Below are 18,539 nucleotides of genomic sequence, written 5' to 3' on the forward strand. Positions count from 1 at the left end.
AATGATCCTGCATTCGCCCACACACAAAAAAATCAAAACATGAAGACCTATTTACTTAGCTGCCTGCTTATTCTTAGCTATTCTATTTCTCTTGCTCAAATAGTTTCTGAAGAAGAATTTGCGGACGAAGCAGAAAGCATAGAATTTGAATCTGAGCTTGAAGAAAAAAAAAGCAGAGAACAGAAACTCACGAAAAAGCAGGTAAAAAAACTCAAGCTTTACCCCAAGGAAAGTGAACTCAATACCTACACTACAGAAGTGGATGAAATACTGCGAGCCCAGTTTGTTGAACAGTTCAACTTCAGCATTGAGGCAATGTATTTAGGCAACAACCTCTATTACATTCCTTTAATCGTTCTGACTACGAAAAAGAAAGAAAGCATGGAAAGGCTTTATGAGATTCAACTTGAGCTCCATGAATTTCTACGCAAGCATAATCGTAAAGAAACCAGCATCAAGAGCATCGTTTATTATAAAGAGCGTCCTTATGGAATGATGACTTCCAAGACGTCCAAAGACACTTGCTACGTCTATGATTTGGAACCTATGCTCACACATTTAGAAGCTCAATTAGATACCCTCGAGGACGTAGCAATAGGTGAATTCTCATATATTCGAGCACACAAAATCAAAGAAGTTTACTGGCATGCAGCTCCCTATTTATTTAAACACAAAGCCCCTTTCACCCTGGCAATCATCAGTGAAGATGCTGCAGGCAAGACCCATTACAGCCGGATGGACAAAGCCTTCGGTCGATGGAGAATTGACTATTTTGGACCTGCCCCCAAAAGAAATTACGGCTATGATTACATAACTTCCAGAGGTGCCTTAAAACGGCCACAGGCAGGAGTTCCTCTGACCACACAACATTATATTCACACCTATAGAGGCAATTTTATCTTTGCTGATGAGCAGTATTCCAAGCTAAACTTAAGAACCTATTCGGACGTCTTCTACCTGAGAATTAAGTAGGTAAACAATTACGAAAGGAAAGTGTAAATTAGCGGGAACACAGCAATACACAGACGATGAAAAGGCTCATTCTCGCTTTCCTTCTATTTCCCCTTTTTCTTCCCGCTCAAATTGAAGTCAGGATTGATGACTTTTCAGACTCCTATTATGCGATTGTTCGGATCGCGGCGGGTTTTGAAGACGAAATCTTTAAGAAAGCCCAGGTTCATCTAATAGAAACTGAGACGAATAGAGAACTCATCAAAATTGAGGCTGAAGAAGTAGTTCTGAGTCTGGAAGAGTATCCAGGATCAAGGGTAAGCATTCCTTACGCCAAACAATCGATCATTATTTACGAAGATTTCAATTTTGATGGAATAAAAGACCTGGCCCTACAGGATGGGCAGGAATCCTGCTATCATCAAAGTTCTTATGACATCTACCTGAATAAAGGGGATCGACTGCACTATAATGAAAGCCTGACAGAACTTGCCCATTATCATTGTGGGATGTTTCAAGTCGACAGGGAACGTTCCCGCCTGATCACCTATGCAAAAAGCGGATGCTGCTATCATGAAGTATCTGAGTATGTCTGGCTAAACGATCAGGCAGTACTCCGGCAGCAAAGCATAGAAGATGGTACGGCTTATCCTTTAAGCATTGAGAAAGAAAAGACCTGGGTAAATGGTGAGTGGAAAGAGACCACAAGTAGTCGACTCATCAAAGATTCTGAAGAGCTGAGCATCATGTTGAGCTTTAAACTGAAGAAGAATGGAAAGGAAGTGCTTGTCTATAGCTATAATGATGCGATCCTTGCTTATGCATTGGAAAAGCCCAATAAAGAATTGGAATTCAACTTTCCGAATGAAAAAGATAAATGGAACGGAGAAAAACACTTTAGCTTTAGCGACTTCAAAGATGAAGCTTCCCTTAGCTTTTCAAATGCTTCGGCCAAGTACGAAATTTACCATTCAGGGCCCGATAATAAGTTTGAAAAAATAGGGATCAAGGTTTGGGTAAGTGGAAAGGAATACCATTTGGAAGGGGATCCTGCTTCTGCTAAAGGAAGTTTGTTTCAATTGATTGACAAGCGTCAGGACAATGTAAACTACTAGATTTTTATGGCCTATAAACAACTCAAACTCTGGTTTGATGAAGAATTGGCAGCAATGCTCTCGGATAAGATTCTGGAGATTAATCCAGCTTTCAATAAAGCCTCATTCATCCAAAGCATCTCTCAGCATATTCCAGAACTTGAACTTAAAGACCGCATAGAAGTATTCGCAGACGAATTCGAAAGGCAATTGGGCAAAGGCTATGAAGCAAATATCCGACTGCTTATTCAAATTCTGGGTCCGGAGAATGAAAAGGAAGTAGATATGTTCAAGCGCTTCTACTGGATCATGCCCATAGCCAAATATGTGGAGAAATACGGCCTGAATCATTTTGATATTTCCATGCAGGCCATATCTGAAATTACCCGGCGGAATACAGGGGAGTATTGCATCCGGCCTTATCTGGAAAAGTATCCGGCAAAGACCCTGGCCATCATGGAGAAATGGGCAGAAGCAGACAACTTTCATTTGCGAAGACTGGCCAGTGAAGGAGGTAGACCTAAATTGCCCTGGGCATCCAAACTCCAGCAATTTATCGACGATCCAGAACCTCTTTTCCCCATTCTCAATAAACTCAAAGACGATCCTAAAAAATACGTTCAGAAATCCGTAGCCAATTGTCTCAATGATATTCTCAAAGACAATTATAGCCTCGGCAAAGAGCTGATATCAGGATGGATGCCTGCTGAGTCAAAAGAAAGAAAATGGATCATCAAGCATGCGCTCAGGAACCTGAAAAAATCAAAGGATCCCTGGGCATTGGAGGTGTTGACGACTTTGGGGAGCTAACAAATTTTCCTAGCTTTGTGATATCGCCTATTGGAATTTCCAAGCCCTGTTTTATGATCTATCGAACTACTGCCCTACTTAGCTTTCTGCTGATATTCCCCTTATTTCTATTATCGCAAAATCAGACTCTCGATAGTCTGAAAACGGAATTAGCGGCTACCAATTCTCATGAAGAAAAATTGGAACTCTATATCTCTCTGGCCCGAAATTTTGACAAGGTAAAGATTGATTCCTCGGAGAAATACATAGAGCTGGCTGAGGCAGAATTGCAAGAATCTGATCCTGATCGCAAAAGATATGAAACCTATGATGTCCTTTCGCAAGTCAAATATAAACTGACCAAAAATCAGGAAATGCTGGAGGCGGCCCAAAAAGCTCAGCAAATCGCTTATCAAATTGGAGACTCTCTGCTCATCGCTGAGACCTACCGCACCATGGCCCTCAGTATCCCGGCCGTATCTCGTCAGCAAGCCAAAGACTTTATCCTCAAGGCCATTGAGATGATTGAGGATAGTACGGAAGAGCTGAAACGCTTCCATGCGCGGAATTACGAATATTATGCTTACCTGCTACAATACGAAAACCCTCGCCTGGCCCATAGCTATCGCAGCAAAGTTCTGGAACAGGCGATGGAGCTGAATGATAGCAGCCTTATGGCTTCCTGTTATAATGGAATTGCCCTCTACTACAGGAATTTCAAGGTAGATTCTGCCCTTTATTTTTTCAGGCAAGCTGTAAAGATCAATGAAGCCAGAAATCGGCGCGCCGTTCTAGCCGATAATTATGTCAACATAGCCAATTGTTATCAGGTCAAGGATTTCAAAGACTCGGTTATTTATTATTCAGAGAATGCCTTGAAGCTGGGTCGAGAAACCAGTAATATCTCTCCCATCCGCCAAAGCCTTCGCCTCTTTCTTGCACATTATCGTGGGGCTGGGGAGTATGAGAAAGCGTTGGATCATGCGAAAGAAATGCTGGAATTAGATAAAGAACATCCCAGTGGATACCGTTCTATGATTTGGCTGGACTTCGCTTCGATTTATAAGGAAATGGGGAAAACAGATACGGCTATCCTCTATTTGGAACGTGCCCGAGATCAGGGATTAGAAGATAAGTATCCACCTAGTGTTGCGACAGCTTATGCTTATTTGGGCGAAGTGGAAATGGAACTCAATAACCTGGATAATGCCAAGAATTATTTTCAGGAGGCCGATAAGATGTATGCGCGCATGAATATTGAAGCAGCTCGGGTTCGAAGTTTTCAGCGTTTGGGGGAAATTGATTTGAGACAAGGGAACTTCCGTTCGGCAAGGGGCAATTTTGACCAGCTTCTGGAGATATCCCGTAAACTCGATGATATCTCTTCTCAGGCAGTTGCTTATGAGGGTTTGGCAAAATGTGATTCTGCTGCAGGAAATTCAGCTGCGGCTTACCGAAACCTACTTAACTACTCCCAGCTTCAGGATTCTTTTAGCCGAAAAAACTTCAATGAAGAGGTTGCGGAAATGCAGACACGCTTCGAAGCAGAGAAAAGAGAGGCGGAAATTGAGAACCTTGCCCAGGCTAATCAGATCCAAAGCCTGGAACTGGACCAGACGAGCATACAGCGCAACTTTGCCATGCTGCTGGCACTATTTCTGGCTATGATCGCTTTAGGTATTGTATACTTCATGTTCAGGCTGAGGAGCAATAAAATCAAAATAGAAGCTCAGGCGAATGAACTGGAAGTTTTAAATCAGACCAAGGATCGTTTATTTGGAATTATTGCGCATGACCTTCGAGGCCCGGTTAGTGGATTTCAAAGCCTGGGAAAGATTTTCACCTACCATATCAAAAACGACAATACAGATAAATTGCTGGCATTGACCGAGCAACTAGAAAAGCAGGGCATACAGCTTAAAAATCTTTTGGATAATCTATTACAATGGTCCATACAGCAATTGGGTAATTACCGGCCTCAATGGGAGAGGGTTTACCTGAGATCATTGGCTAAGGAAGTAATGGATTCCTATGAAGAGAGTAGTCGGGCAAAAGAAAATGAATTGGAAATTTCAATAGCCGATGACCTGGAAGCCAAAGTAGATAGGAATGGATTAGCTGTCGTGCTCAATAACCTTCTGGGAAATGCCATAAAGTTCACGGAGCAGGGCAAAATCAAAATGAGTGCTGAGAAAAGAGACAAGTATTTGTATTTGGAGGTAAGCGATACGGGAAAAGGAATGAGTCCCGAACAATTGGAAGAGTTTAGACAAAAAGGAAGCCTGAAAAGTGAAAAGGGTACTTCCGGGGAGAAAGGAACCGGTCTCGGCCTCAATCTAATCCATCAGATCATCGAGCAATGGGGAGGAAAGATGCAGATCGAAAGTCAGCTTCAAAAGGGTACTTCCGTAAAGATTGAATTTCCAATCGCCTGATTAGGGAATTTCTATTTTGAGTCTTTCTGAGGTAGCCAATGCCTGGCAGTTGAGGATATAGCCCTCTTCAATATCTTTGTCATCCAGGGCCATACAAGTTTTCATTTCAGCGCTTCCTTCCCGAAGCTTCGCTACACAGCTACCACAAACTCCACTCTCACAGGAATAAGGTACCTCAATTCCATTTTCCTTGAGTCCCTGTAGAATCGTTTGCCCTTTCTTCATTTCGAAATGGAAGGAATTCTTCTGATAACTTAGCTCTATGTTAGCATGGTCTACTGAATCAATTTTTCGGATACCCTCATCCTGATTGGCGGAAAAATGCTCAATATGGATCAAGTCTGCAGGAATGCCCAATTCCATCAGACTTTTTCTCACATCCAGATTCATAGAAGATGGACCACAGATAAAATATTCGGTTTGCTGAGCGATGGGGGGATGATGGTTAATAAAATCTTCTATTTCCCTGGAATTAATTCGTCCCTTTTTCCCCTTCCAACTTTCCCAACTTGACCAGAGACCGGGATTACTGAGGATATGAACGATTTCTAATCTTTGCTTGTATTCCGCTTGCAAACTTTTCAATTCTTCATTGAACAGGATGCTGTCCTGATTTTTATTCCCATAGAATAAATACACCTGACTATAAGGAGAAGCTACAAGTATAGATTTCAGGATCGAAAAAATGGGCGTGATCCCACTTCCGGCAGCGAAAAGATAATAGCTTTTATAGGCTTCAGCAGTTATTTGGGCAAAGAAGCGACCTTTGGGCTTCATAACCTTCAATGTATCTCCCTCCTTAAGCTGATCATTAGCAAAGTTGGAGACCTTTCCCGCTTTCACCCGCTTAATGCTTATTTGCAAGTCTTCTTCCAGGAAGGGGCAACTATTTAGCGAATAGGTCCTGCGATAGGATTCCCCTTCAATCTCAAACTCTATAAGTAGATGCTGACCCGGATGATAGGAGAATTCTTTGATTAAATGCTTTGGAAGGGTAAAGCTTATTCTCACCGCATCCTTAATGGGCTTTTCCAGCTTTGATACCGTGAGTTTATGAAATTGTTCAGACATGCCTGAGGGATTAATTTTGTTCTGTTTTCATCCAGCCTGCTATGATCTGCTGAAAATTTCGGATGGGACTCTCTCCTTGTTTCGCAGATGCAGCTATACTAAAAAGAGGATTAGTCAAAGACTTTTGTTGTTGCTCGCAGGCGAAAATGTCCTCTTCCATGAAATCCCCACTTGCCATAGGATCATTGGGATCCTCGCTCTTATATTTGGTATCAACTCCCATGATCTTTTTCCAGGCTTCACCGCTTTTCATTCCCAGCCTCATGTATTCCCAATCTGTCATGGGCTCAAGTTTGGACCTTAATACCACTTTGGTGAGATCAGGTGCAAGTGGAATAACATGGAAAGTGCTCCAGCTTGACTCTGTTTCCGAAAGGCCCAGACTTGGGAAAAGCCAGGGCACATAGGCACCTATATATTCATCTGTCATTTCAGCGATTCGCTTATAGGGAATCAACTGATCGAGATTGTCCTTATATTTTTTCACCAGAGGTTCCCAAAACATGTAGTGATCATTTACAAAGCCAAATTCGGCTTTGGCATGATCGTACATTTGAAGGGTATTGGAGTGTAAATGTGCGAGGTGGTAGACATCGATGTAGTTTTCGACCACAATTTTCCAATTGGCCTTGATGAGTTTTTCGATTTTCGTATCTGGATACTCTATTAAGCGCATGGGGTCATGCGGTCCCAGATGTTCAGCGATTCCGTCAAAATAATGAATGATAGAGGGCGCATCTGCTTTTGGATGAACCCAAATCATGCCTCTCCAGATATCCACGCTGGCTTTATGAAGACAGATTTTATCGATTTCCAAATCTGGAAATTCCTTTTCTTTTTCCGGTACACTGATCAATTGCCCGCTTAAATCATAAGTCCAGTCATGATAAGGACAAGTCAGGGCTTTTTGCTTTTTACCTACGGCCCTAAGGAGTTGGGTGCCTCGATGCCTGCAAAGGTTATGAAAAGCCCGAATTCTTTGATCTCGCCCTTTGACTAGCAGAATATTTTGAAACCCACACTGTACAGTCAGGTAGTCTCCCGGATCAGAGAGATCTTCCATAAATCCTGCGAATTGCCAGCTATTTCCAAAAATGATCCGCTTTTCCCGGTCCAGCCACTCTTGAGAAGTATAGGCTTCGATAGGTAGAATTGGCATATTTTGATAAGTATTCATTGTATTAAGCTAATGATGGGAAGAAAGGAATTAGAAGCATGTAGACAGCCATCCATACCCAGCTTAACATGATTAGCCAGTACAGAACAGGATGTTCGTTTTTAGAAATAGGCTCCAGGAAATAGGTAATTCCACTAAATAAATCCGGAATTACCCACAGAAGAAAGAGGATGCCCCATACCCAGCTCAGGTTCATCAGAACTGCGATATACAGCAGGATCAATCCTGCAATTGTTCTCCATTTACGTTCTTTCATAAGATTCAAATTCCTTTATGGTACAAAGCTAAAGGGGAAAAAGAAAAGCATTTTTGACATAGATCAAAAAAGTCTCCAAAGCTTCCCAATAGTTTTGGAGCATGAAAAATTTACTGATTATATACCTATTGCTTTTGGGCATGTTGAGTTATGCATGCAGCAAAGCAGTTAATCCATCTCCCAGCCCCGCTCCGGAAGCAGCTGAAGAAATCCACCCCATTGATATAAATCAAAAAGGATTTGAACTCCTCGAAAGTATGCAGGGTCATTGGCAAGGCAAGAACAAAGTCCTGGCCTGGGACTGGGATTGGTTTGCTTTTGATTATCGCCCTATTTCTTCCTCGCATGTATTTGGCATCCACGAAGGAGGATCTATGGGCAATTTGCTGACCTCTTTTTTTGTAAGTGATTATAAAGGCACCCGAACGATTATGGCGAGAAATGGAGGAGTATTGAGTGGAATTTATCGCATCAGCTATTTTGTCTTGGATAGTGTGCGAAATGATCCGGGAGGAGATTATTACAGATTGGTGGATGCGATAGGTGGAGCCAAAGTGATGTATATGGAATTGGAGTTTAGCGGGGATAGTTTGAACTGGAGTGCCTACACCAGTCGATTGGGGGAAAATATGGTCCCAACTCGCCACATGGCCTTTCAGGGAGTTAATACAGATCGAAGCCTCGCCCAAACAGCCGCAGATCAAGTAGGATTTCCAAAAAATGAGCCAGGGCTTGATTTGAGTAATGGCTTCAATATGGACTATTTGTATATAGCTGAAGGTGAGCAAGCGCCATTGTCCGCTTCTTTTCTGGCTCAGGGGAATGAAAATGATGTATTTACTTTGGGGCAGGAATCTGGCGACCCATTTCCTATCACTGATCATCCTCATTTAGCCTTATTGGAAATTGAGTTCGAAAAAAGTAGCCAGATCAACGATGATCGCTTGATGGTTTACTTATCAGAGAAACCTCTTACTGACGAAAATGGATTCATTTCCGCTGAAGCTTTCAACAGCATCCTTCATTTTCCAGAACTGGAGGCTGATGCTGAGCAATTCCAATTCACTTATCTGCATCCGGGTAGCTATTATCTGACAGTCATTGCGGATCACAATGGAGATCAATTGCCTGGCTCGGGAGATATCAGCTCTAAAAGTCAGAAGATAACTGTTCTTCCCGAAGGTGATCATACCCTCAATCTTTCCACCATAAACATCCAGCTCTAAGACATGTATCGAATCATTCTTGTGGTGAGTTTCTTGCTCATCCTGACTGCCTGTTCCCGGGAAGTGATCAATCCGGAAGTTGTGGCCTATGAACCTCAGATTTCCAGGCTCATGAACAATTATTGCATCACTTGCCATGGAGGGAGTGCCCCCAGTGCCGGACTTTTACTCAATGCTTATGAAGGAGTAAAAGAAGCCGGAGAATCAGGGAAACTTTGGGATCGAATCAATGATGCCCAAAATCCCATGCCCCCCAGTGGGCCTTTATCCGAAGACAAACGAACACAAATAAAAAACTGGATCGATGGAGGCTTTAAAAGATAGATTAGCGTTTAAGCCTAATGCGACTTAAAGTCTCTTGAGAGATCCCGAGATAAGATGCGATCTGCCCCAATTTCACCCGTAACTCTATATCGGGGAAGAAAGAAAGGAGCAGATCGTATTTTTCTTTGGCTGAAAGGAATAAATATCCCCTTGACATATAATCGATGAAGGAAAGCTGCTCTTCTGCGATCAGGCGTCCAAATTTTTCCATTTCCGGGAAGTCTCGGAACAAAGCCTGATACCTATGTAAAGTAATCGCATATAAGTGGCAATCTTCAATACACTGAAGGTTCTCAACACTTTTTTCTTCTCTTAGAAAGCTGTACCAGGAAGTACAAAGATAGCCCTCCGCATAAAACCAGTTCGAAACTTCTTTTCCATCTCCGTGATAGAATGCCCTGATTATCCCTTTTTCAATGAAATATAATTTCTGGGCATAGTGTCCTTCCTGGAGAATCAAATGCTCCGATTCATGTTTTTCTTCAACAAAAGCTTTCCTGATAGCAAGTTCAAGTTCTTGCGAAACCGAGATTCTCTGGCTTATATATCTGATCAAACTATCCATTGGGCTTAAGATAAAAGCTTCCCGGCAAAGGATAAAAAGAATTGTCCCCAATCTATCGATTCTTCCGAAAGCCGACAAAATACTTCCTTTCCCTTCTCTTATCCTGCCCATTCCTGACAAAGTACGTTTCCCTGACTTTATTTTAAGCTACTTGACTGCCATTAGCCCCTCATCTATTAGCCTTTTTTCATTCTAAATCTTGACACATGAAAAACGCTTTTTTACACCCAATTTGGGGCTTATTTCTGGTATTCTCATTCCAGGGACTTTCCGCCCAAACTACCTTGACTTCTGCCTCCAATCCGCAAATCGGTCAAAGTTGGGATGCAGTTCTTTCTGATCCTACGGGATTTGATCCTGGGCCGGGAGGAGCAAATCAAAGCTGGAATTTCGCAAACCTGGATACAGCTGAGGCTCCTGCTCTATTTAGCTTTGAAGTTCTGGCACCTACGGGAAATCCGCTGGCTTCCGACTTTCCATCTGCGACGCATATTATCTATTGGGAAATTTTTGGCTTTGAATTGTATCAATACGAATTTGCAGATCAGTCCGAGCGAGTAACTCTGGGCGGAGTTAGCTGGGATCCCTCTGATTCCAGTCTGCTAAACAAAACCCTATATACAGACAATGATGATGCCCTTAAGTATCCTCTGACTTATCAGGACAGCTATACTTTTTCTTCCCGGCAAGAGGTAAGTGGCTTTGGCTTTACCGCTGTGTATGGGATTGAAGGAGAAGTAACGGCAGATGGCTATGGGAGCCTTACTACTCCTGCCGGGACCTTTACGGATGTACTGCGATTTAGAGTACAACGGATTAGAATTGATTCCAGCTTTTTTGTCGGGCAAAAGGATACTGCCGTTCAGTATATCTGGATGCAGGAAGGAAATGCGACGGCATTACTTGTCTATGAAACGACCACCAATGAAGATGAAGAACCCTCCCTCAACTGGACAAGCCCCAATAATGCCAATGGAATCTTTGGTCCCTTAGCCAAAAAGGAAAAAGAAATCAATATTTTTCCAAATCCCGGCAGCTCTAATTTCCAATTGGAGTTGAGTGACTTCTCCCTACATGAAGACATACAAATCGAAGTTCTGGACCTGCAGGGGAAATTGCTTTATGAAAAAGAAATGCGAAATAATGGAAATATAATCCCACTATCTCTTGTGGACTTTAGCCCTGGAATCTACCTGATTAGTTTACGGGATACAGAGGGGAATTGGGCAAGAAAAAAGTTGATAAAAAATTAGGGAAATAATAAGAGTAAAGGATTATAATCATGTTTTTCGCAGGAAGGTCTTAGGGCCTTCCTTTCTTTTTATAGAGTATAAAGGGATTCGGATAAATTCCGAATCCCTCCCACTTCCTTATTGAAGGAATAATCTTTTCACAAATTGATGATCTGCCCCCTGGAGCTTGACGAAATACAATCCTTTCGGATATTTCTCCAAGTCCAGTTTCACACTCATCCTCCTTGCCAGAGATTCATGATGAAGCAGTTGTCCCTGCGCATTAAACACAAATACCTCAAGTTCCTGTTCTCTCATATCTGGCAAAAGTTGAAGTATCGTAATTCCATTCGTCGGATTGGGGAACAATTCAAAGGCATTACTTAGCTCTAAAGGTACTTCCCTCAAAGGGCGTGAGCCTAGGGAGAGATCAAAGAGAATGTGGGTTTTCCTGAAGGGAAAGCTTTGTCCATCTTCATATTCAAGGGCATACAAATTCAATGGCCCTTTTGCAGTCAACCACAAAAGTCTTAAGAAATCTCTGGGGGGATATAAATAATTCCCCTTTAGATCTCCAAACAGGGAAAAGGGAGCCTCATCATCAATGCTTTCAATTTTAAAGCCTTGCCGACTTATTCCCAATTTCACTCGATCTGCTTTTTGACTGGCATTGTATCTGAAATTGATCAAAGCTGTCCCAATCGCCATCAGGTCAATATAGGCAGCATTCGCAATAGGGTCATACTCCGCTATGGGCAAGTTAGACTGAGCATTTATCAGGCTAAAACTTCCTATCTCAGCTTCAGGCGCAGGTACATCCAGAGCTTCTACTTTTAGCTGATGAATTCTCAATTGTTCTGTGCCGGCATTGTTCTTAAAACAGATCTTAATGATCAGGGAATTGCCCTGAAGCTTTTCCACCACTTCTATTTCCCCAAAGTCTTCATCATCCGGCTTATCTCCTGTCAGGGTATGTAAAGCAGAACCCAGATTTTGATAATTTTGAATTAGCCTTTCCTCTCCATCTACCCATAAAATCAGATCGAAAAAATCCGAACTTTCCAAATCACCCAACTCAGATAAAGAAGCACTTAGCTTTACGGAATCATAGCTCGATATATCTATGGGATCAGATTCAAAACAAATGACTGCATCCGTATCCTGCGCCTCCAGAAAACTTTCACCCCCATCTGTCATCGTCATCACATAATCAGAACTTGCTGTTAAGCCCGAAAAATCACCAGTCAAAGACCAGGCTCCACTCGGAATTTGAATCGTGGGGGGTTGTGGACCCATAATTCCCTCTCCGGGAATGTTGAAATTTTCTTCATACAGCACCTGGGCATCAGAAAGCTGGAAAAGGCCCAGCAAAAATAGAAAGCTTAGCAATTGTATTGTGTTTTTGCTCATGGTAAAAAAATTTAAGTATTGCGTTTTAGATGTTAGACCCCAGGATGTCAACTCATATCAACATCAGGCATAAAAAAAACAGGAGCCACTCGTGGTTGGCTCCTGTTAGCGTGTATCAATAGAATAATTCTTAGTTCATCATGTCGCTTCCATTCGTATTGAAGTTGGTATTCTTACGTTTGAAGAGAGAAATATCTGGCTTACCAAAGCGGTAGGAGAAGTTCACTCTTACAACTTGTGGGTTTCTGATTCTCCAACTGTCCTGGATGAAGAATTCAGATTCGGTATAGGTTCCAGTTCTGCGACTTCTGAATATATCTCTTATACTAACGGTCAGACTAGCTTTACGCTTGAAAAGGTCTTTACGTAAAGCAGCATCTACAAACCAGAATTCTTTTCTGAAACCCTGAGCGGTATTACTTACGCCTCTCCACTGAAATCTCCGTCCACCACTACTTGGGATAAAGGCAGCAGGACTCTGGTATTCACCCGTAATTTGCAAGCGAAACTGAGCAGGTAATTTAATCACCAAATTCTCTTTGATAAACCAGGTAAACTGCTCGTTTATCAAACCCTCTTCCACATTACTCGCATCTACCTTTGATTGATATAGGTTGACATTCGAAGTCAATTCTATTTGCGGGCTAAAGGTATTTCGCATGGTGAATTCCGTACCATATGCCTCACTATTATTTGAGTTGGCATAGCTGGTCATGATCACCTCTCTGTCTCCGATGGTTTCCAAAAACTGATAATTGGTGATCAGGTTATTGGCCTGCTTGTAATAAATCGAAAGGAGGAAATCATGTCCTTTCGTGATGATATTTTGATAGGTAAGTTCCAAAGAGTTGGTAAACTCAGGTAACAAATCCGGATTTCCTCTTCTCAGGTTGAGAGAGTCGGAAAAATCTGTAAACGGAAGCAATCTAAAAAAGCTGGGACGGTTGATTCGACGGCTATAAGAAAGCTGGATATTGTCCTGCTTGTTGATCTCTTTGGTCAGGAATAAACTTGGGAAAAAACTGAAAGGGAAATCATTCTCAAAGACATCTCCGGTTTCAGGTAACTCTCCTGTATATTGGCTGCTTTCGGCTCTTAGGCCCAATTGGTAGCTCCATCCGGAAGTAAACTGCTGGCTAAAAGTCGCATAACCCGCATAAACTGCGTCCTGGAACTGATATTCATCTGCAAAGTTTGGCACTCTGAAACGCTCTCCACTATCTCTATCAAACAAATAAGAGGCATTCTCGCTGTCATAATCTCTCAGAGCTGCACGGACCCCTACCTCCATTTTTCCGGTTTTCCCAATAGGTTCCACATAGTCGGTTTGAATGGTAAAGAATCTTGAGCCCCCATCATTTTCCTGCTCTTCTACACTGGTAAATCCAGGGAAAATATTGGTAAAGTCTCCGATTCCTTCTGTGCGCACCTCATTGATATTGATATCTGCCGTCCATTCTCTTCCTTTTTTAGGGAAAAGGTGTTTAAAGAGAACCGATCCTCCCATATTTCTAAACATTCTCTCGGAGGTAGATAGACGTTGGGAAAGTCCACTTCCGACGATTTGATCTCCACTCAAGGTATCATTGGTGATTCCTATTTCATTGAAAGAATCAAAGCTTCCTCTCGTAAATGAACCGGAAAAAGTAAGGGTATTTCGGTTATCCAGGAAAATATCAACTCCTCCTCTGAAACTTGTGAAGGTTCCGGTAAATTCATTTTCAGTGTCCTGAAGTACATTGGTGAGGGGCGCTCCTAATAGATTGAAGCGATCCGTCTCTCCCTCTCCTTTGCTAATTCGTTGGTTGAGGTTGGCACTCAGGAATACATTTAACTTTCCTTCTCTTGCATTGATATTGGCTCCTCCATTGAATCCTCCTCTTGTATCTATACCCGCTCTTAAACTTCCATTGTATCCAATTTTTCTTTCTTTCTTCAGAACTATATTCACGATCCCGGCCTGTCCACCAGATGCATCGTATTTAGCGGAAGGATTGGTAATGACCTCAACAGACTCTATTTCATCAGAAGCAATTTGATCCAGGGTCAAGGTACTGGGTCTTCCATCTACAAAGAGTTGAGGAGCCGCATTTCTCAAGGTTAGGTTGCCATCTATATCTACTGATAGAGAGGGAACATTTCTTAAAGCATCTTCCGCAGTACCTCCAACAGCTACAGAGTTTTGATCTACTTTAAATATCTTTTTATCTAATTCAAGCTTAACCAAAGTAGCTTCACTTTCAATAACTACTTCATCTAATGTAGTGGTTTGGGTTGCCAGCTTGATGTTGCCGAGGTCTTTGTCAAAGTTTCCTCCAGCCATAGCCCCCCATCCACCGGAACCAGGTCTTCCACCCGGTCTTTGTCCGTCTGCTGTAGCTTTTCCCCCACCTTCCGGACGCTTTAATCCGAAATCAACTTTTTGTTCAATGGTTGCATATCCCAGGACACTGATCTTAAGGGTAAATTCACCCATGACCGGCAATTTTGTAAGATCAAAATCACCATTCTCTTTGGTGATTTGTCCTGCTAAAACAGCTTCTGTACGGCTTTTCGTCTTGGGATCAAATTTCATCCCGATCAATTGGACAGACGCATAGCCAATACCTTTGCCTGCATCATCAACTACCTTTCCATAAAGCCTTCCAATATTCATGGCTTCACGGTTCCATCCTCCCTGACCTTGTCTACCACCTTGAGATAATGACAGAGAAAATGTGCTAAAAAGGATAGTTGCAAAAAGTAAATATGATTTTAAATTCATTTCCCAGCTTTCGTTAGATTCTTTACTGAATGTGTGTTTAATTTGTATGTTAGGCTACAAACTGAACCGCTTTATTCCCGAAAGGTTCAGCATTTAGATCAGAATGCCTGCATTTACGGCAAACGATATAAAATCACCGACCAAATTGATTTTGGTTTTTTCCTTTTCCTCTACCTTATCGTAAACTCGAAGTATGTTCAAACATTAATTCTCATGTCAAAACATTTCTTTGTCCTACTATACTTATGCATTTGTCTCATTCCATCCCTAAAAAGTCAGGATGGATCCAGTTTATACAAGACGTATTGTAGCGGATGTCATGGGGCTAATATGGAAGGAGGAATCGCTACCGCTTTGATTAAGGATGATTGGCAGTATGGCAAAAGCAGGAGCTTGATTAGCCGAAACATTAGATTTGGAATTCCGGGTACAGAAATGATCGGCTGGAAGGAATCTTTGGGTAATGCAGCTGTGAGATCTATCGTGGATGTAATCATGCGAGCCCAAAAGACCTCAGCAAATGTGAGCAGAAATTTTCCAAAAAGTCTGCAAACGGAGGATTATGAATTAGCGGTAGAGGTTATCGGTAAAGGCAAGATCGAGACCCCCTGGGGAATCGAATTCATTCATAAAGATCTGGCCCTAATCAGTGAGCAGAAAGGGCAGTTGCGTTGGCTGAGAAAGGGGAAAGTGGATCCGAAACCAATTACAGGCTTGCCTGAAGTGCATATTTTCACCGGAACCCTGGGTGGACTAATGGATATTGCCCTCGATCCTGATTATCATGAGAATGGCTGGGTATACCTGGCTTTTAGTCAAACGGATGGGATAGTTGGAGACAGGACTTCAGCTGCTATGACGAAAATCGTACGGGGAAAAATCAAAGATTATCAATGGACAGAAAACCAGGATCTATTTAGTGCTCCCAAAAGTATTCGCGTAAGGATGGCGACTCGTTGGGGGGGCAGAATGCTCTTTGACAAAGAGGGTTATCTTTACTTTAGCATAGGAGATCTGGATTTTGGAGAAGATTGTCAGGATTTGAGCAGGGCAAATGGAAAGATCTTTCGCATACACCCGGATGGAAGTATACCAGAGGACAATCCCTTTGTAGATACAGAAGGAGCCTTGCCAGGAATTTATGCCCTGGGTAGCAGAAATACGCAGGGTTTGGCCCTACATCCTGAAACAGGTGATATTTGGGCGACAGAGCATGGACCTATGGGGGGAGATGAGTTGAATATCATCCGAAAGGCTGCCAATTATGGATGGCCCATTATCACCTACGGGAAAAATTACGATGGGAATATGGTTTCGAATTTGACGGAAAAAGAAGGCATGGAACAGCCCGTTTTACATTGGACACCTTCTATAGCCGTTTGTCCGATTGATTTTTCTTCGGGGGAATCCTTTCCTAAATGGAAAAATGATCTCTTTGTGGGCGCACTGGCATTCGAAGAAATCAGGAGGCTAAGAATTGTTGAAGGAAAAGTAATTTCCCAGGAAATAATCCTCAAAAACTACGGCAGGATTCGTGGTTTAAAATTTGGAGCCGATGGTGCGCTCTATGCATTGGTTAATAAGCCTGACGCGATTTTACGGATTACTCCCCGGGAATAAATTTTGTTTATTTCTTAATGCTGTATTGCTCCTCATGATTGATGACCACCGCAGCTACGCCTTCATCCCAACCCATTAGCGTAAAAGGGCCTTTAATGAGGGCATACTTTTGAGTCTTGCCTTTTTTCCGAAAGCTGATTATGTGATCATCTCCAGCCCTAAGTTGTCCTGTAAAAGGTTTCAGGTGCAGAATACCATCAGAATTCTTGAAGCTCAACACACGATCAGTCAAAGACCACTTTCCTTTTACCGAAACTTCGTTTGGATTGAGGTCATAGGCCATGGTAAAACTCCCATTCTTGTGCATCTTAAGGATAAAGCCCATAGGCTGTCCGTTTTTTACAGTTTTTCCTTTCCAAACACCAATCAAGGAGGTCTGGGCGGATACACTCAGGCCGATCAGGATGCTGAAGGCAATAGCTAATAGAGATTTCATAATGATGAGGTTAATGGATCGTATTATTTTTGGGGGCTTAAACTTAAAGAATCAGTCTTCCTCCCTTTTCCCTTAGTAAATTAAGTATATCAAAATGTAATCTCATTCATTTTCTTCTTCCGCTCTTTAAGAAGAAATTTCTGGAAATTTATTCCTAAAGAGGTATTAGGAATGGGCTGCCCTGAAATCAGTATTAATTCTCATTGTTACCTTACCTCAAATTGAACAAGAAAGATACAAAGAGGGAATGAAATAAAAGTCTAACAAAAGTAAAAAAAAGGCCGTTTTTGCTCTCCGAGGCAATATTCATTTTTATTGAAAATACATTTAATTTATAAATTTTAAGCACACAAAACCTATTTTGTGTTATTTCAACAATGGAATATTTCAGATATGCGTGCCTGTAAATTTGGCATAAACAGCCTATTTATTCATATTCGGCTTTCGAAATTCAAACATCAATACATTCAACATTATGGATGGCACGCTAGCCGAAATCCGCATATGGGCGGCAAACTTTGCTCCGAGAAACTGGGCCTTTTGCCTAGGTCAAACACTACCCATTACTTCCAATACTGCTCTCTTTTCTCTTTTAGGAAACACCTATGGGGGAGATGCCAGGACTACTTTCGCACTTCCCAATTTAAAAGCCAGAATTCCCATTGGAAACGGAAATAATGGAAATCTTAATCTTCAACTGGGAATGATAGGAGGAAATTCTCAATCCGTTCTCAATATCCTGAATATGCCCAGTCATAATCATGAGGCAGAATCTCACCTAAATATAGGAGGAGGAATAGCATTGATCGTAAATAGTGAGGAAGGTGAAGAAGGGAATCCCAATAACAATTACCTTGCCGGGACAAATGGAAGCGGATATAGTGATGAGCAGGGATCGGGAACCTTAAATGGTTTGCAGAATAATTTGAATGTGGAAGGAACTGTTACAACCGGCTTAACAGGAGGTGGTCAGCCATTTAGCATCATGAATCCTTTTATCACCCTAAATTTCATTATCTGCACAGAAGGTTTATACCCACAAAGAAGCTAATCCATTAAGGGGAGCATTTCGGGTCGAATCGTCGAGCTTACATCCATACAATCAAGAAGTAATTTATGGAGATTAGAAATAATCTTAAGTATCTCATTTTCTCATTTGCTCTTTTATTACCATCGCATTCATCTTTCG

The 18,539-nt window shown here is 42.0% G+C and carries 16 protein-coding genes; 9 read left to right on the forward strand and 7 right to left on the reverse strand.

The window, feature by feature from the left end:
* The first annotated feature begins 39 nt into the window (after nt 1-39).
* From R8P61_17190 to R8P61_17205, 4 genes are read left to right on the forward strand one after another with little or no spacing between them, the layout of a single operon-like run.
* Nucleotides 40-972 (forward strand): hypothetical protein, encoded by a 933-nt coding sequence (locus R8P61_17190; protein ID MDW3648806.1) that lies wholly within the window; start codon nt 40-42, stop codon nt 970-972.
* Nucleotides 973-1,028: 56 nt separating this feature from the next.
* Entirely contained in the window at nt 1,029-2,066 is a 1,038-nt protein-coding gene (locus R8P61_17195; protein ID MDW3648807.1) for a hypothetical protein, read from the forward strand.
* Between the two features lie 6 nt (nt 2,067-2,072).
* Nucleotides 2,073-2,855 (forward strand): DNA alkylation repair protein, encoded by a 783-nt coding sequence (locus tag R8P61_17200; GenBank protein ID MDW3648808.1) that lies wholly within the window; start codon nt 2,073-2,075, stop codon nt 2,853-2,855.
* 53 nt (nt 2,856-2,908) lie between these two features.
* On the forward strand, nt 2,909-5,269 hold the full coding sequence (locus tag R8P61_17205; GenBank protein MDW3648809.1) for an ATP-binding protein: 2,361 nt from the start codon (nt 2,909-2,911) through the stop codon (nt 5,267-5,269).
* Here R8P61_17205 and R8P61_17210 read toward each other — a convergent pair whose 3' ends face one another.
* The 3 genes from R8P61_17210 to R8P61_17220 are packed head-to-tail and all read right to left on the reverse strand — an operon-like array spanning nt 5,270 to nt 7,773.
* Nucleotides 5,270-6,340, reverse strand: a complete 1,071-nt coding sequence (locus R8P61_17210; GenBank protein ID MDW3648810.1) for a 2Fe-2S iron-sulfur cluster-binding protein — start codon at nt 6,338-6,340, stop codon at nt 5,270-5,272.
* 10 nt (nt 6,341-6,350) lie between these two features.
* Nucleotides 6,351-7,499: an aromatic ring-hydroxylating dioxygenase subunit alpha gene (locus tag R8P61_17215; GenBank protein MDW3648811.1), complete on the reverse strand. Its 1,149-nt coding sequence runs from the start codon at nt 7,497-7,499 to the stop codon at nt 6,351-6,353.
* 22 nt (nt 7,500-7,521) lie between these two features.
* Nucleotides 7,522-7,773 carry a hypothetical protein gene (locus R8P61_17220; GenBank protein ID MDW3648812.1) on the reverse strand — a complete coding sequence of 84 codons (252 nt, stop codon included), beginning with the start codon at nt 7,771-7,773 and terminating at the stop codon, nt 7,522-7,524.
* Between the two features lie 101 nt (nt 7,774-7,874).
* Here R8P61_17220 and R8P61_17225 point away from each other — a divergent pair, with 101 nt between their 5' ends.
* Both R8P61_17225 and R8P61_17230 read left to right on the forward strand, forming a co-directional pair.
* A complete protein-coding gene (locus R8P61_17225) occupies nt 7,875-8,999 on the forward strand; it encodes a hypothetical protein (protein ID MDW3648813.1) in 1,125 nt (374 codons plus the stop codon).
* 3 nt (nt 9,000-9,002) lie between these two features.
* Nucleotides 9,003-9,323, forward strand: coding sequence for a c-type cytochrome domain-containing protein (locus R8P61_17230; protein MDW3648814.1), 321 nt, complete (start codon nt 9,003-9,005; stop codon nt 9,321-9,323).
* A gap of 1 nt (nt 9,324) precedes the next feature.
* Here the strand turns inward: R8P61_17230 and R8P61_17235 are convergent, their stop codons facing one another.
* Entirely contained in the window at nt 9,325-9,999 is a 675-nt protein-coding gene (locus R8P61_17235) for a cyclic nucleotide-binding domain-containing protein (protein MDW3648815.1), read from the reverse strand.
* Between the two features lie 95 nt (nt 10,000-10,094).
* Here R8P61_17235 and R8P61_17240 point away from each other — a divergent pair, with 95 nt between their 5' ends.
* Nucleotides 10,095-11,141, forward strand: coding sequence for a T9SS type A sorting domain-containing protein (locus R8P61_17240; GenBank protein ID MDW3648816.1), 1,047 nt, complete (start codon nt 10,095-10,097; stop codon nt 11,139-11,141).
* A 117-nt stretch (nt 11,142-11,258) separates the two neighbouring features.
* Here the strand turns inward: R8P61_17240 and R8P61_17245 are convergent, their stop codons facing one another.
* Together R8P61_17245 and R8P61_17250 are read right to left on the reverse strand one after the other, a co-directional pair.
* Entirely contained in the window at nt 11,259-12,530 is a 1,272-nt protein-coding gene (locus R8P61_17245) for a T9SS type A sorting domain-containing protein (protein ID MDW3648817.1), read from the reverse strand.
* A gap of 130 nt (nt 12,531-12,660) precedes the next feature.
* On the reverse strand, nt 12,661-15,294 hold the full coding sequence (locus tag R8P61_17250; GenBank protein MDW3648818.1) for an outer membrane beta-barrel family protein: 2,634 nt from the start codon (nt 15,292-15,294) through the stop codon (nt 12,661-12,663).
* A 213-nt stretch (nt 15,295-15,507) separates the two neighbouring features.
* Here R8P61_17250 and R8P61_17255 point away from each other — a divergent pair, with 213 nt between their 5' ends.
* Nucleotides 15,508-16,914: a PQQ-dependent sugar dehydrogenase gene (locus R8P61_17255; GenBank protein ID MDW3648819.1), complete on the forward strand. Its 1,407-nt coding sequence runs from the start codon at nt 15,508-15,510 to the stop codon at nt 16,912-16,914.
* 7 nt (nt 16,915-16,921) lie between these two features.
* Here the strand turns inward: R8P61_17255 and R8P61_17260 are convergent, their stop codons facing one another.
* Nucleotides 16,922-17,350: a hypothetical protein gene (locus R8P61_17260; GenBank protein MDW3648820.1), complete on the reverse strand. Its 429-nt coding sequence runs from the start codon at nt 17,348-17,350 to the stop codon at nt 16,922-16,924.
* A gap of 475 nt (nt 17,351-17,825) precedes the next feature.
* Here R8P61_17260 and R8P61_17265 point away from each other — a divergent pair, with 475 nt between their 5' ends.
* Nucleotides 17,826-18,401, forward strand: a complete 576-nt coding sequence (locus R8P61_17265) for a tail fiber protein (GenBank protein ID MDW3648821.1) — start codon at nt 17,826-17,828, stop codon at nt 18,399-18,401.
* Nucleotides 18,402-18,539: the final 138 nt, after the last annotated feature.

The sequence above is a fragment of the Bacteroidia bacterium genome (assembly GCA_033391075.1).
Taxonomy (GTDB): Bacteria; Bacteroidota; Bacteroidia; order J057; family J057; genus JAWPMV01.

Bases quoted from the DNA above. Each gene is read 5' to 3' on its own strand.
- R8P61_17250 (MDW3648818.1), bottom strand. From the start codon at position 15,294: ATGAATTTAAAATCATATTTACTTTTTGCAACTATCCTTTTTAGCACA.
- R8P61_17230 (MDW3648814.1), top strand. From the start codon at position 9,003: ATGTATCGAATCATTCTTGTGGTGAGTTTCTTGCTCATCCTGACTGCC.
- R8P61_17210 (MDW3648810.1), bottom strand. From the start codon at position 6,340: ATGTCTGAACAATTTCATAAACTCACGGTATCAAAGCTGGAAAAGCCC.
- R8P61_17240 (MDW3648816.1), top strand. From the start codon at position 10,095: ATGAAAAACGCTTTTTTACACCCAATTTGGGGCTTATTTCTGGTATTC.
- R8P61_17235 (MDW3648815.1), bottom strand. From the start codon at position 9,999: ATGGGCAGGATAAGAGAAGGGAAAGGAAGTATTTTGTCGGCTTTCGGA.
- R8P61_17255 (MDW3648819.1), top strand. From the start codon at position 15,508: ATGTCAAAACATTTCTTTGTCCTACTATACTTATGCATTTGTCTCATT.
- R8P61_17260 (MDW3648820.1), bottom strand. From the start codon at position 17,350: ATGAAATCTCTATTAGCTATTGCCTTCAGCATCCTGATCGGCCTGAGT.
- R8P61_17245 (MDW3648817.1), bottom strand. From the start codon at position 12,530: ATGAGCAAAAACACAATACAATTGCTAAGCTTTCTATTTTTGCTGGGC.
- R8P61_17225 (MDW3648813.1), top strand. From the start codon at position 7,875: ATGAAAAATTTACTGATTATATACCTATTGCTTTTGGGCATGTTGAGT.
- R8P61_17195 (MDW3648807.1), top strand. From the start codon at position 1,029: ATGAAAAGGCTCATTCTCGCTTTCCTTCTATTTCCCCTTTTTCTTCCC.
- R8P61_17265 (MDW3648821.1), top strand. From the start codon at position 17,826: ATGGATGGCACGCTAGCCGAAATCCGCATATGGGCGGCAAACTTTGCT.
- R8P61_17215 (MDW3648811.1), bottom strand. From the start codon at position 7,499: ATGCCAATTCTACCTATCGAAGCCTATACTTCTCAAGAGTGGCTGGAC.
- R8P61_17205 (MDW3648809.1), top strand. From the start codon at position 2,909: ATGATCTATCGAACTACTGCCCTACTTAGCTTTCTGCTGATATTCCCC.
- R8P61_17200 (MDW3648808.1), top strand. From the start codon at position 2,073: ATGGCCTATAAACAACTCAAACTCTGGTTTGATGAAGAATTGGCAGCA.
- R8P61_17190 (MDW3648806.1), top strand. From the start codon at position 40: ATGAAGACCTATTTACTTAGCTGCCTGCTTATTCTTAGCTATTCTATT.
- R8P61_17220 (MDW3648812.1), bottom strand. From the start codon at position 7,773: ATGAAAGAACGTAAATGGAGAACAATTGCAGGATTGATCCTGCTGTAT.